The organism is Clavibacter sp. VKM Ac-2873 (assembly GCF_015351075.1).
GTDB lineage: Bacteria > Actinomycetota > Actinomycetes > Actinomycetales > Microbacteriaceae > Clavibacter.
In genome coordinates, this window is record NZ_JADKRS010000001.1 from 908,045 (window position 1) to 921,312 (window position 13,268).

The window sequence follows — 13,268 nt, forward strand, 5'->3', positions numbered from 1 at the left end:
CTCCGGCCGCCGGTCACGCGCCGGCGCCGCGGTCCGAGTCGTCGGCGGGTGCGGGCGCGGGGGTCGTCGCGAGGAAGGCCTCGCCCTCCCCGGTCACCACGAGGCGACCCTCGTCGGGGGTCACGAACACGGCGTCGCCGCGACCGACGACGACCGTCGACACCTCGCCGCGGACGGTCATCCGGCCCGAGGTGCAGAGGAGGACGGCCGGCCCGTCGACCACCACGACGCTCGCGCCCGCGTCGCCCGCGGCCTGGTCGCGCGTGGCCGGGCAGACGTGCGCCAGGAGGAAGTCGGGCACGTCCGGCCGATACAGGTCGACGCCGGGCGCCGCGTGCTCCGGCGCGAGGTACGGGACGGGCAGCGCCTGGAACTCGAGCACGTCGAGGAGCTCGGGCACGTCCACGTGCTTCGGCGTGAGGCCGCCGCGGAGCACGTTGTCCGAGGCCGCCATCAGCTCGATCCCGAGCCCGTGCAGGTACGCGTGGATGTTGCCGGCCGGCAGGTACAGCGCCTCGCCGCGACGGAGGGTGACGCGGTTGAGGAGGAGCGACGTGACGATGCCGGGGTCCCCCGGGTACGCCTCGGCGAGCTCCCGCACGGTGCGCATCTCGGTCGAGAACTCGCCGCACTGCCGTTCGGAGGCGAGGCTCGCGAGCAGCGTGACGCGGTCGACGAGGCGCCGCACCTCGGGTCCGCCGCCCATGAGGAACGCGAAGGCGTCGCGCAGGACGTCTGCCTCGGCGCCCATGAGGCGCGACAGCACGGAGCGGATCACCGCGGGGTCGGAGTCGGGCCCCGACGCGTCGAGCGTGAGGAGCAGCGTGAAGACCTCCCGCACCTCCGCGAGCGGCCGGAAGCCGCAGAGCGCGTGGAACTCGTCGCTGAGGGCGAAGACCAGCTCGGGCTTGTGCAGCGGGTCCTTGTAGTTGCGGTGCGGCGCGTCGATCGGGATGCCGCGCTCCTCCTCGTCGCGGAACCCGAGGCGCGCGCGATGCAGGTCCGGGTGCGCCTGCAGCGAGAGCGGGCCGTCGGCGGCGAGCACCTTGAGGAGGAACGGGAGGCCGGGCCCGTCGCCCGGGCGCAGGCCCGCCGCGAGCGGGCCGAGGGTGGTCGCGGGGTCGCGGCGGATCCACTCGGCCAGCGTGGTCGCGCCGCCCGCCGACGCCGGGTCGACCACGCGGGTGGGCGAGCCGTCGTGCGCCCCGAGCCACAGCTCGGCCTCGGGGCCGCCGGACGGCTCGCCGCCGAGGAGCCCGGCGATCGCGGTGCGGGACCCCCAGGCGTAGTCGCGGGGGATGTTGGCGATGGCAGTGAACACGGGCGATCCTGTCGGGCTTGGCGGCTACCTACAACGCCCGGGCGGGCGCGTCCTGTCCGGACGCGACCAAAGTACCAACCGATGACGACGCGGCCGGGACGCCGACCTAGGCTCGGCCGCAGGCGCCCGTCCCCGAGGGCGCCGACGAACCGCAATGGAGCATCGTGTCCCTCACCCCCCTCATCGGCGACTTCTACGGCTACGAGTCCCGGCTCGGCGACCGGGAGAAGGAGTCCCTCGCCGACCTGCGCGCCTACCTCGAGGCCGAGGTCCGGCCGCACGTCAACGGGCTCTGGGCCCGCGCCGAGTTCCCCCGGCACGTGATCTCCGGCCTCGCCGCGCGCGGCATGTTCGGCATGCCCTTCCCCGAGACGCGCCCGTTCGAGAACTCGGCGGTGTTCCGCGGCTGGGCGGCGCTCGAGCTCGGCCGCGTCGACGCGAGCATCGCCACCGTCGTCGGCATGCAGAGCGGGCTCGTGATGGGCAGCGTCGCCGTCGCGGGATCCCCCGCGCAGCGCGCCGAGTGGCTGCCGCGCTTCGCGTCCGGCGAGCTCCTCGGGTCCTTCGGGCTCACCGAGCCGCTGTCCGGATCGGACTCCGCGCGCGGCCTCCGCACCGTGGCCACGCGCCGCGGCGACGAGTGGAGCATCACGGGCGCCAAGCGCTGGATCGGCAACGGCACCATCAGCGATGTGACCGTCATCTGGGCCAAGGACGCCGACGACGGCCAGGTGAAGGGCTTCCTCGTCCCGAACGACTCCCCCGGATTCCGCGCGACGCGGATAGAGGACAAGCAGGCGCTGCGCATCGTGCAGAACGCGGACATCGAGCTCGACGGCGTCATCGTGCCGGACGCGAACCGGCTGCAGAACGGCACGTCGTTCGCCGACACGGCCGCGGTGCTGCGGCTCACGCGCGCCGAGGTGGCGTGGGCCGCCATCGGCATCTCGATCGGCGCCTACGAGGCCGCGGTCGCCTACACGGGCGAGCGCGAGCAGTTCGGCAAGCCGCTCGGCGCACACCAGCTCATCCAGGACCTCCTCGTCCGCAGCCTCGGCAACATCACGGCGTCGATCGGCCTGGTGACGCGGGCGTCCGAGATGGTCGACGAGGGCACGCAGTCCGACGAGCACTCCGCCCTGGCCAAGGCGTACGCCACGAGCCGGATGCGCGAGACCGTCGCCTGGTGCCGCGAGGCGTTCGGCGGCAACGGCATCGTGCTCGACTACGACGTCGCCCGCTTCTTCGCCGACGCCGAGGCCATCTACTCCTACGAGGGCACCCGGGAGATGAACACGCTCATCGTCGGCCGGGCGATCACGGGGCACGCGGCCTTCGTCTGATGGACAGCGGGGGGCCGCGAGCGCGGGCGGGCACGGCGCCGTCGACCCCGCGCCACCCAGGCGGCGGGACGCGTGCCTCTGGCCGGATACCCTGATGGGCATGCCCACCGCCAGCCGCCGAGCCCTCCGGAGCTTCGCGACCTTCGTCCTCGTCACCACGTTCGCCGGTGACATGTGGCGCGACAGCCTCAGCTGGTGGGGCTTCGGCGCCATCGCGCTCGCCGTGCTGGTCACCTGCATCACGCTGCTGGTGCGCTCCCGGCCCCTGCCGCGCGTGCGCGTGCTGCCGATCCCGCTCCTGGCGTTCACGGGCATCGCGGTGCTGTCGATCGCGTGGTCGCAGTACCGGCCGGAGTCGGCGCTCGGCGTGCTCATCCAGCTGTCGACGTCCATCGCGGCGCTCACGCTCGTGGTCGCGCTGTCGTGGGCGGAGATCGTCCAGGCGCTCGGCCGGGCGCTCCGCATCATCCTGGGGCTGTCGCTCGCCTTCGAGCTGTTCATCGCGGTCGTGGTGCGCCAGCCGGTGATGCCCTTCTTCACCGACTACGGGCCCCGCGCGCCGGCCGCCTTCGCCTGGACACGCGGAGAGCTCCTCAGCGGGGGCCGGATCCAGGGCGTCGTCGGCAACGCGAACCTGCTCGCCATGGTGGCGCTGCTCGGCCTCATCGTCTTCGCGCTGCAGTACGCGGCACGCACGGTGCGCCGCCGCGACGCCGGGCTCTGGATCCTCGTCGCCCTCCTCACCCTGACGCTCACCGGCAGCTCCACGGTCCTGGTCGCGCTGATGATGACCGGCGTCGTCGCCGCGCTGGCGCTCGCCGCCCGTCGTGTCGGCATCCGGGGTCGGCTCGTGCTGGCGGGCGGCGTCGTCGTGGCCGCCGTGGTCGGCGCGGGCCTCGTCGCGACGCGCACGGCCGAGGTGTTCGAGCTCCTCGGCCGCTCCCCCGACCTCACGGGCCGGTTCCAGATCTGGCAGTCCGTGCTCGGCCTCGCGCAGCAGCACCCCGTCGTGGGCTGGGGCTGGATCGGCTACTGGGCGCCCTGGGTGCACCCGTTCCAGGGACTCGCCGTCCGCAGCGGCGTCACGTACCTCCAGGCCCACGACGCGTACCTCGACGTCCTCCTGCAGGTGGGCGCGATCGGGCTCCTGGCCTTCGCCTCGTTCGTCGTGACCACCTACGTGCGCTCCTGGTGGGCCGCCATCGACCGCCCGCAGCACCGCCGGGATCGCGTCGAGCCCTACTCCACGCTCGCGCTCGCGCCGCTGCTGCTCATGACCGCGCTGGTCGTGCAGAGCCTCGCCGAGAGCCGGCTGCTGTACGAGGGCAACTGGCTGCTGCTCGTCGTCATCGCCATCGCCACGAAGTCCGGCATGGTCGCGCGCGAGGACGTCCCGGGGCCCGACGACGCGCGTCGCCGCCCGGTGCCGCCCGCGACCCCGGCGGCCGCCGGCGTCGCGTCGACTCCCCCGATCGTCGCCCCGGTCCCCGCGGCCGTGCCCTCCGCCTCGGCGCCCTCGCCCGCCGCCGACCCCCGCGTCGCCTGATCCGCGCGGCCGCCCGGTGCCCCGCCGACCGCCCGTGATGGCCGACGCATGACCCGTCCCGCACGCCCGCAGCTCCCGGAGCTCCTGCCCGACCTCCTCGGGTCGGCGCGCTTCTCCGCCGCGCTCACGCACTGCATCCTCGGCACCGCCGTCCTGGCGCACGCCCTCCGGTCCACCGTCGGCTGGGCCGGGCTCGTCGCGATCGTCGCTGCGCTCGCGGCGATGGCCGCGGGATCGCTCGCGGCGAAGCGGGGCGACTGGGAGTGGCGGGGCCTGCTCCCCATCTCCCTGCTCCTGCTGGTGGCCTGGTGCGCGGCGACGCTCCTCTGGACGGCGTACCAGCCGGACGCCGTCGGGGGCGTGCTCTACCTCGCGGCGTCCGCGTTCCTCGCGGTGTACGTCGGCGTCGTCCGCGACCTCATCCAGATCGTGCGCGCAGCCGGCGACGTGCTGCGCCTGGTGCTGGTGTCGTCCCTCGCCCTCGAGGTGCTCGCGGGACTCCTGATCGACGGCCCCATCCCGTTCCTCGGGATCCGCGGCGCCCTCGAGCGCCTCGGCCCGATCCAGGGGCTGCTCGGCGAGCGCAACGCCCTCGGGATCCTGGCCCTCGTCGCCGCCGTGACGTTCGCGGTCGAGCTCGAGACCCGGTCCGTATCGCGCGGCCGTGGCGCCTTCTCCCTGGTCGTCGCGCTCCTCGTGGCGTCGCTCACGCGGTCGTCGGTGATCCTCGGCACGTTCCTCGTGCTCGCCGTGGCGGCCCTCGCGATGCTGGGCCTCCGCCACCTCGCCCGGCAGGCGCGGCCGCTCGCCACCAGCGCGGTCCTGGTGCTCGCCACCGTCGCCGCCGTGCTCGTCGTGGCGTTCCGCTCCCCCGTCCTGCAGGTGCTGCAGGCACGGCCCGACTACCTCCAGCGCGTCGCGCTCTGGCGGGAGATGCTGCGGCTCATCGACCTCCACACCATCGAGGGCTGGGGCTTCGTCGGCTTCTGGCGGCGCGACGCGTACCCGTACACGGCCCTGGACCTCGTCAGCCGGGGCGCGCAGGAGACCGGCCGCAACGCCTACCTCGACCTCTACCTGCAGGCGGGGCTCGTCGGGCTCGCGCTGTTCGCCGCGTTCTGCGCGCTCGCGCTCGGGCGGTCGTGGGCGCTGGCGACCACCAAGCGCGGCGTCGCCGACGTCTGGACGGCGCTCGTGCTCGTCGTCCTCGTGGTCGCCTCGCTCGCGGAGAGCGTCGCCATCGTGGAGTGGGGCTGGGTGCTGCTCGTGATCTGCGCCGTCAAGGCCGCGCAGGGGCGCAGCTGGCGGCACGGGCTGCCCGGTCCGGAGGCCACGAAGCAGCCGACGGCGGCGTGAGCCCGTGCCGTGGCGCGGGCCGCGGGATCAGACGGCGCCGGTGTCCGTGGACGCGGCCAGCAGCCCGGGCGACGGCGCCCAGTAGCCGACCTCGCGGAACCCGTCCGGGGTGGGCTCGAACGAGGTGATGCTCGACAGCGCGCACCGGCGCGCGCGGGGGTCGTGGAAGAGCGGCTTCCCCGTGACGCTGCGGTGCGCCATCCAGATGGGCAGCTGGTGGCCGACGAGGATCGCGTCCGTGCCGTCGGGCGCGTCCGCGGCCGCCGCCGCCAGCTCGGCGCGCATGCGGGCGGCGACCTGCGCGAACGGCTCGCCCCAGCTCGGCCGGAGGGGGTTGACGAGGTAGCGCCAGGCGGCGGGCTTCGCGAGGATCTTCAGGCTCACGTCGAAGCGGCCGCCCTCGAGCCGGCTGGACGCCTCGATCAGGCCAGGACGCTGCTCGGGCTCGAGGCCGAGGGCGGCCTCCAGGGGAGCCGTCGACTCGAGCGCGCGCTGGAGCGGGGACGTGCGGAGGAGGCCGACCTCGCGGTCCTCCGCGACGACGCGCTCCGCGGCGGCCTCGGCCATGCGGCGGCCGAGGGCCGTGAGGCCGAAGCCGGGGAGGCGCCCGTAGAGGATGCCGTCCGGGTTGTCGACCTCGCCGTGTCGCACGAGGTGGATCCTGGCTGCCGTCACAGGAGGATGTTCCGTCGGATCTGCACCCGACGACCCTATCCGACGGCCGGCCGCCGGACCGGCGGGAGCGCGTCCGCCCGCGGCCCGCCGGTTCGGCACCTGACCCGCCGACCGGCTACGGTGACTCTGATCGCCCGACCAGGAGGACCACCATCAGCGAACCAGACCTCGTCCCCCGCACGCCCAGCGGCAGCAGCACGTCGGTCATCGGCGGGGTCATCCGCACCGCGCGCATCCGGCAGTGGATGAAGAACGTGCTGGTGTTCGCGGCCCCCATCGCCGCCGGGGCTCTGTTCGAGCCGTCGCTCGTGCGCGCGGTCCTCGCCTTCGTGGCGTTCTGCCTCGCCGCATCCGGCATCTACTTCCTGAACGACATCCTCGACGTCGAGGCCGACCGCGCCCACCCGCGGAAGCGCTCGCGGCCGATCGCCGCCGGCGTCGTCCCGGTCCCGGTGGCCGTGGCCGTCGCCGCCGTGCTCCTGGTCGGCGGCCTGGGCGTCGCCCTCGCCGGCGGCATCGAGCTGGCCGCGGTGGTGCTCTGCTACGAGCTCGTGCAGATCGCGTACTGCATCTGGCTCAAGCACATCACCATCCTCGACATCGCCGTCGTCTCCTCCGGCTTCCTGCTGCGGGCCATCGCCGGCGGCGCGGCCACGGGCGTCATCCTCAGCCAGTGGTTCCTCCTGGTCGCGGTCTTCGGATCGCTCCTCATGGTGTCGGGCAAGCGCTACGGGGAGCTCGCGAGCAACCCCGACCTCCAGGGCGACGTGCGCGGGTCGCTCAAGGGCTACACGCTCGGCTACCTCGGCTTCATCTGGCACTCCGCCGCGACGATCCTCATCCTCGGCTACAGCCTCTGGGCCTTCGAGCTCTTCACCGACCTGCGGAACCTGTGGCTCTCCGTCTCGGTGGCGCCCTTCGTGCTCGCGGTGCTGCGCTACGGACAGCACATCGACCGCGGCGACGCGCAGGCGCCCGAGGAGATCGCGCTCGGCGACCGCATGCTGCAGGTGCTCGCCGGCCTCTGGCTGCTGATCCTCGTGATCGGCCTCTACGTGCAGCCGGGCGTCATCTGATCCGGCGGCGCCCGGAGCCCGACCGCCGCGCCGCCCGACCTGCGCGCCGCATCGCGGCCCGGCTCAGCGCGCGAGTCAGCGCGCGAGCGAGGCGAACAGCTCCTCGTAGGCGCCCGTGGCGGTCGCCACCCCGTACAGCTCCTTCGCCCGCGCGGCCATCGCGGGCACGTCGTCCGTCCGGTCGGCGATGTCCTGGAGGGCGCGGGTGATAGCGGCGGAGTCCCGCGGCGGCACCACGACGCCGAAGCCCGTCGTCCGCACCGGCTGCCGCACGCCGGGCAGGTCGGACGCGACCGCGGGGACGCCCGCGATCATGCCCTCCACCTGCACGATCCCGAACGCCTCGAAGGCGTTGACGGAGGTGAGGGCGAACGCGTCGACCGAGGCGTACAGGTCCGGGACGTCCTCGTCCGCGACGAAGCCCAGCAGCCGGATCCGGTCGTCGCCCGCGATGCGCTCCTTCACCCGGTCGATGACCGAGCCGCCGGCGACCTTGGAGAAGTCGCCGCCGATGATCAGGCGCGCGTCGGGCATGTCGAGGGCCGAGAAGCCCTCGACGAGGTACTCGATGCCCTTCTCCTCCACGATGCGGCCGAGGAAGCCGACGTGCAGGCCGTCGGTCTCGCGGAAGGCCGGGCGCCCGCCGCTGCGGTCGTGGCAGCCGGGCGCGATGACGGCACGTCCCCGCACGAGCGCGGAGGCGATGCGGGAGTGCTCGGCGTAGTCGTCGCTCGTGACCACGACGCGGGTCGAGCTGCGGGCCGCGAGCACGCTCGAGCGGTCCATGACGGTGCGCTGGACCGCGTTCACCAGGCCGCTCGGCAGGTCGACGTCGCAGTGGTACGTGGTGACGACCCGGGTGATCCTGGCCGCGCGCCACGCGAGGGGTCCCGCCTCCACCATGGGCGCGTGGATGTTGACGACGTCCGCGTGCCGTGCCTCGCGGAGCACCGTGGGGATGAACGCGGGGCTGATGACGCCCTTGCCGAGCTGGAGCAGCACGGGCGTGCGCACCACCCGGACGCCGGCGATCGTCTCCTCGGTCGGCAGCGCGGGGTCGTGGCGCGTGGTGACGACCGTGACGCGGTGGCCGCGCTCGACGAGGCCCTCGGCCACGTCGCGGGCGACGTTCGTGAGCCCGCTCACGTAGGGGGCGTAGTAGGTGAGGGCGATGACGACGTCGGTCATGGGGTCTCCTTGTTCGTGTGCGCCCGCGCGAGGCGGGCCTGCCGGGTCCCGACGGCGCGCAGCCGCAGCAGCGCCGTGATCCAGCCGATGAGCGATCCGGCGCCGAAGCCGCCCGCGATGGCCGTGGCCCAGCCGAGCGGCCCCTGGAGCAGCGCGGTCGCCGCGGCGGCGGCGGCCAGGGCGATGACCCAGGCGAGCGACGAGTCGCGGTGGCGGTCGGTGGCGATGAGGGCCTGCGTGCCGATCACGAGGCCCACGTGCGCGAAGACGCCGAGGACCAGGATCCCGACGTCGAGCGCCGGCAGGGAGCGCCCGCTGCCGAACACCAGCGTGATGACCCAGGGCCCCGCGAGCGCCGCGACGACGCCCGCGACGACGCCGACGCCCGCGATGAGGGCCGCGAGGAGCGACATGCGACGGATGAGGGCCGCGGTCTCCCCGCGCCGGACGTAGGCGACGAGCGGCGGCACGATGAGCCCCTGCAGCGGCACGAGCATGAACAGCGGCACGCGGGCGACGCTGAAGGTGGCCTGGAACGCGCCGGCCGTGCCGACGGTCCGGTCGAGCGCCGCGATGACGACGGGTCCGGCGTTCAGCAGCAGCTGCGCGCAGACCCCGGCGCCGAGCAGGGCGAGGTAGGCCCGGCGGATGCCCGTGCCGTCCGGGGTCGCCGCCGCCTCGTCGACGACGGCCCCCTCGACCGCGACGAGCGCGGGGTCGACGGCGTCGTCGGCCCCCGACGCGGCGGCGACGGGATCCGCCTCGCGCGCATGCGCGCGCAGCAGCACCGGCACGTGCGCGAGCCCGATGGCCGCGAGCAGCGCCGCGGCGAACCAGGACACCGCGTCGGGCAGCTGGGTCAGCGTGAGGAGGAGCAGCACGGCGAGGGCGAGCACCACCCGGAGCCCCGAGTCGGTGAGGAGGACCCGGGAGTACGCGGGCACGTCGCCGCGCGCGACCATGGCGCCGCGCGCCGTGAACTGGAGGGCGGAGACCGGCGCGACGAGCGCGTACGCGACCACGAGCCCGGGCGGCATCCCCGCCCCGAGCAGCAGGGGCGACGCCGCGACGACGACGACGACGCCGGCGAAGGCCACCACGGAGGACAGGCGCAGCGCGGATCGCACGGCGGCCCGGACGTCGCGTCTGTGCGCGCCGAGGCGCGCGAGCTCCTGCTCGACCGGCAGGAACAGGCCGAACCCGACGACCAGGGCGACGGACCAGAAGACGGAGAACATGTCGAAGGCGGCATCGCCGGTCGCCGCGTCGGGCGCGAGGGCGGCGACGCCGCGGGAGACGATGCCGAGGAAGACGTAGGTGACGAGGCCGGTGACGACCGTCGCCCCCATCACCAGCAGCGCCCGACGGGAGGCGCTGGGGAGGGCGGTCATCGCATCAGGCTACCGTCCGGGCTCGGGGCGACCCGATCCTGTACCCTCGGTTCACTGTGCCGTCCTCCACCTCCTCGCCCGCGTCCGACTCCCCCGCTCCCGCCAGGAGGACCACCCGCCGGCCGAGGCCGGCACTGCTCGCCGGGCTCCTCGGGGCGGTCGCCATCGCCTCGGGCGGCCTCCTCGCGCTGGCTCCGGTCGACACCGCTGACGTGCGCGTGGCGTGGCCGCAGGACCCGTCCGACATCCGCTCCACCTCGCTCCTCCTGACCAACCAGACGCCGCACGCGCTCGACGCGTCCTTCACGTCGACGGCGGTGGCCGCGGCCGCCGCCACCGACGACGGCGTCCTCCTCGCCACCATCGACCCGGCCGAGCCCGAGGCGGCGACCGAGGGCCTCGTCCTCACCGCCAGCGGCACGGACCTCACCCTCCAGGTGGACGGCACGACCCGGCAGATCCCGCGGGATGCCGGCGCCGACGTCTCCTACTCGCTGCACTCGGACGTGCACGGGCTCACGCTCGACGCCGACGGATCCCGCGTCGTCGACCTGCCCGGCACCCTCCCTCCGCAGATCGACGCGCTCGTCTCGAGCGTCACGTCCGTCTCCGCGCCCTCCGACCTGGCCGTCGGCGTGCAGGTCGTCGACGACTTCGACAGCACGCCCAGCGGGATCAAGATCGCCGTCATGGTGCTGATGTGGCTGAGCCTCGTCTCCGCCCTCGTCCTGCTCGCGGTGGACGACCGCCGTCGCCGCCGGGACCGCGCCGCCGCCGCCGTGGCGGACCCGTCGGACCCGCAGGGGACGGACGCAGCGGCCGCCGCCGGCACCGACGCCTCCCCCGGCACCGCGGCCCCGCGCCGCGGCCGCGCCTCGCGCGTGCTGCGCGCCCTCCGCCCGGTCGACGCGATCGTCGTCGCGGTGCTGACGCTCTGGATCTTCATCGGCCCCATGACCGACGACGACGGCTACTACGCGGCCATGTCGCTCAACGACGGCGTCGCCGGGTTCGTCGGCAACTACTACCAGATGTTCAACCAGTCCTTCACGCCCTTCACGTGGTTCTGGCAGCTGCTCGGCGCCTGGCAGGAGCTCGGCGGCCGGTCGCCCGTGTGGCTGCGCGTGCCGGCCCTCGCCGCGGGCATCGCCGCCTGGTTCGTCACCCGCCACCTGCTGGAGCGGGCCGCCGTGCGCCTCTCCCGCCGGGCCCGCCTCTGGGCGCGCGGGCTCCTCGCCGCCACCTTCCTCATCTGGTGGCTCTCGTACACGATCGGCAGCCGGCCCGAGATCCTCGGCTCGCTCGCGGGGGTCGTCGTCGTCGCGCTCGTCCTGCGCTCGCGCGACCGCGGGACCCTGCTGCCCGCCGCGATCGCGGCCCTCGTCGCGGGCCTCGCGTTCGCCGCCCACCCCACGGGGATCGTCGCGTTCGCCCCCCTCCTCCTCGGCATCCCCGGCTTCTGGCGGCTCGCGTACCAGGGCGGCTCGCGCCTCGCGGCCGCCGCGCGCACCGTCGCGGTCCTCTCGGTGGGATCCGTGGCCCTCTTCGCCGCCTTCGCCGACGCCACCCTGTCGGACGCCCTCACCGGCCCGAAGCGCTTCGCGGCGGTCGAGACGCCGCTCACCTGGTTGAACGAGTGGTCCCGGTACTCGCTGCTCATGAACGACATCCCGATGGGGTCGTACGCGAAGCGCTCCGTCGTCCTGCTCGCCCTCGTGCTCCTGATCTGGTGGGTCGCCACCTACGCCGCGTCGCGCATGTCGCCCCGCGCGTCCCGCCTCATCCCGGCCCCGCTCGAGCTGGCCGGCTGGGGCCTCGCGCTCTCGCTCGTGCTGCTCTGGATCACCCCCAGCAAGTGGACGCACCACTTCGGCGCGATCTCCTCCGTCGGTCCGCTGTTCGTGACGCTGATCCTCGTGCTCGCGCCGGGGATCGTCACCGGCCTCCTGCACGGCCGCCGCGCGCCGTGGTGGCTGACGCCGCTCGCGGTCGCGAGCCTCGTCCCCGTCATCGTCTTCTCGCTGCACGGCCCGAACGCGTGGGCGTACGCGTGGGGCCAGGGGATGTTCGGCAACGGCCGCGCGCCCGGTGTCGGACCCGTCCACTTCGGCGCGCTGCCCATCTGGGTCCTCGTCGCGGTGGCGGTCGTCGCCGTCGCCGTGGTCGTGCAGCGCCGCGCCGGCCGGACCTGGTCGGAGCCGCGGAGCCTCTGGTCGGTCACCGCGCTCGCGACCGTCTTCGCCCTCGTCACGGGCGGCTACCTGGTGGGCACGTTCTCCCTCGCCGCCGCCCGGGGTCTCGACGGGTACTCCGTCGGCGCCGCCAACCTCGAGGATCCCAGCGGATCGCAGTGCCTGACCGGCGCGGCCATCACCACGTGGGACGCGAGCGCCGGCAGCCCGCTCGCCGTCGCCGAGGGCGCCGAGGCCGACGCGGCAGGCTCCGCGCCGTTCGCGCTGGGCGCCGGGTGGCCCGCGTCCGATCCGCCGCCCGTCCTGGCCGACGGCATCGCCCTCTGGGGCAGCTACGCCGACCGCGGCGACACCGTGGGCCGCATGACCACCCCGTGGTACCGCGTCCCCGAGACGACGGACCGTCAGCGGATCGCCGTCCTCGTCGGGGGCGAGCTGGCGGCGGGCGACTCCGACCGCCTGCGCCTCCAGATCCGCGACGCCGACGACCGCGTCGTCGACCTCGGGGGCGTGTCCGTCGAGGACACCGTCGACCGGCCGGGTTGGCGCACCATCGCGATCGACCCGTCCCGGCTCGCTCCGGGCGACGAGATACGCCTGGACGCGCAGGACGGCACCACGGGCAGCGACGGCTGGTTCGGCTTCACCGCCCCCGTGCTCGTCGACCCGGTGTCGTTCAACGACCTCGCCGCGCCCGGCGCGCCGACCGCCGTCACCTGGACCTCCTCCTTCTGGTTCCCGTGCCAGCGGCCCGTGTCCATCGCGCACGGCATCATCGAGCGCCCGGTGCTCGCCACGACCTTCGGCGAGAGCGGCCCCGACAACATCTGGGTGCAGCGCCGCGGCGGATCCCTCGCCGGCGTCGAGCGCTCCTCCACCGTGGTCACGCTGGCCTCGGACATGGAGGGCGCCGGGAGCTCGTGGGGTCGCGTGCAGCTGTTCGACTACCCCTACGCGGCGGACGCCTACGACCTCACGGTCGACCGGGTGTCGACGTGGGGCTGGCGCACGCCGTTCGACCCGGTGTCGCAGATCGTCGAGTACGACCGGGAGCACGGCGCGTCCGAGTGATCCCGTGGCGCCGCCGGACCCCGGGGCGGCCGCCCGCGGGTGACACGGTCCGACGCTGACCCGGGCCGCCCTCCCGGCGTCCGACACGGTGGCGCGGCGGCGCTGCGGG

9 protein-coding genes are annotated in these 13,268 nt (G+C 74.6%); 5 read left to right on the forward strand and 4 right to left on the reverse strand.

Going from position 1 to position 13,268, the window contains the following annotated elements; translation table 11 throughout:
- Positions 1 to 13: 13 nt before the first annotated feature.
- Entirely contained in the window at positions 14 to 1,321 is a 1,308-nt protein-coding gene (gene manA / locus ITJ44_RS04230; protein ID WP_194633486.1) for a mannose-6-phosphate isomerase, class I, read from the reverse strand.
- A gap of 164 nt (positions 1,322 to 1,485) precedes the next feature.
- Here manA and ITJ44_RS04235 point away from each other — a divergent pair, with 164 nt between their 5' ends.
- The 3 genes from ITJ44_RS04235 (at position 1,486) to ITJ44_RS04245 (ending at position 5,566) form a co-directional block, all read left to right on the forward strand.
- Entirely contained in the window at positions 1,486 to 2,664 is a 1,179-nt protein-coding gene (locus ITJ44_RS04235; RefSeq protein WP_194633487.1) for an acyl-CoA dehydrogenase family protein, read from the forward strand.
- Between the two features lie 100 nt (positions 2,665 to 2,764).
- Positions 2,765 to 4,210 carry an O-antigen ligase gene (locus tag ITJ44_RS04240; protein WP_228494482.1) on the forward strand — a complete coding sequence of 482 codons (1,446 nt, stop codon included), beginning with the start codon at positions 2,765 to 2,767 and terminating at the stop codon, positions 4,208 to 4,210.
- Between the two features lie 48 nt (positions 4,211 to 4,258).
- Positions 4,259 to 5,566, forward strand: a complete 1,308-nt coding sequence (locus ITJ44_RS04245) for an O-antigen ligase family protein (RefSeq protein WP_194633489.1) — start codon at positions 4,259 to 4,261, stop codon at positions 5,564 to 5,566.
- Positions 5,567 to 5,593: 27 nt separating this feature from the next.
- Here ITJ44_RS04245 and ITJ44_RS04250 read toward each other — a convergent pair whose 3' ends face one another.
- A complete protein-coding gene (locus ITJ44_RS04250; RefSeq protein WP_194633490.1) occupies positions 5,594 to 6,241 on the reverse strand; it encodes a histidine phosphatase family protein in 648 nt (215 codons plus the stop codon).
- A gap of 152 nt (positions 6,242 to 6,393) precedes the next feature.
- On the opposite strand from ITJ44_RS04250, the gene ITJ44_RS04255 reads away from it, so the two are divergent.
- Positions 6,394 to 7,317: a decaprenyl-phosphate phosphoribosyltransferase gene (locus tag ITJ44_RS04255; protein WP_194634050.1), complete on the forward strand. Its 924-nt coding sequence runs from the start codon at positions 6,394 to 6,396 to the stop codon at positions 7,315 to 7,317.
- Between the two features lie 75 nt (positions 7,318 to 7,392).
- Here ITJ44_RS04255 and ITJ44_RS04260 read toward each other — a convergent pair whose 3' ends face one another.
- Both ITJ44_RS04260 and ITJ44_RS04265 read right to left on the reverse strand, forming a co-directional pair.
- Positions 7,393 to 8,505 carry a glycosyltransferase family 4 protein gene (locus ITJ44_RS04260; protein WP_194633491.1) on the reverse strand — a complete coding sequence of 371 codons (1,113 nt, stop codon included), beginning with the start codon at positions 8,503 to 8,505 and terminating at the stop codon, positions 7,393 to 7,395.
- On the reverse strand, positions 8,502 to 9,896 hold the full coding sequence (locus tag ITJ44_RS04265) for a hypothetical protein (protein WP_194633492.1): 1,395 nt from the start codon (positions 9,894 to 9,896) through the stop codon (positions 8,502 to 8,504). Before ITJ44_RS04265 ends, ITJ44_RS04260 begins: the two co-directional genes overlap by 4 nt.
- Positions 9,897 to 9,952: 56 nt before the next feature.
- Between ITJ44_RS04265 and ITJ44_RS04270 the strand changes: the two genes are divergently transcribed.
- Positions 9,953 to 13,159, forward strand: a complete 3,207-nt coding sequence (locus ITJ44_RS04270; protein ID WP_194633493.1) for an arabinosyltransferase domain-containing protein — start codon at positions 9,953 to 9,955, stop codon at positions 13,157 to 13,159.
- The last annotated feature ends 109 nt before the right edge of the window (positions 13,160 to 13,268 follow it).

Coding starts and splice junctions, on each gene's coding strand:
- ITJ44_RS04240 (WP_228494482.1), top strand. CDS start 2,765: ATGCCCACCGCCAGCCGCCGAGCCCTCCGGAGCTTCGCGACCTTCGTC.
- ITJ44_RS04245 (WP_194633489.1), top strand. CDS start 4,259: ATGACCCGTCCCGCACGCCCGCAGCTCCCGGAGCTCCTGCCCGACCTC.
- ITJ44_RS04260 (WP_194633491.1), bottom strand. CDS start 8,505: ATGACCGACGTCGTCATCGCCCTCACCTACTACGCCCCCTACGTGAGC.
- ITJ44_RS04265 (WP_194633492.1), bottom strand. CDS start 9,896: ATGACCGCCCTCCCCAGCGCCTCCCGTCGGGCGCTGCTGGTGATGGGG.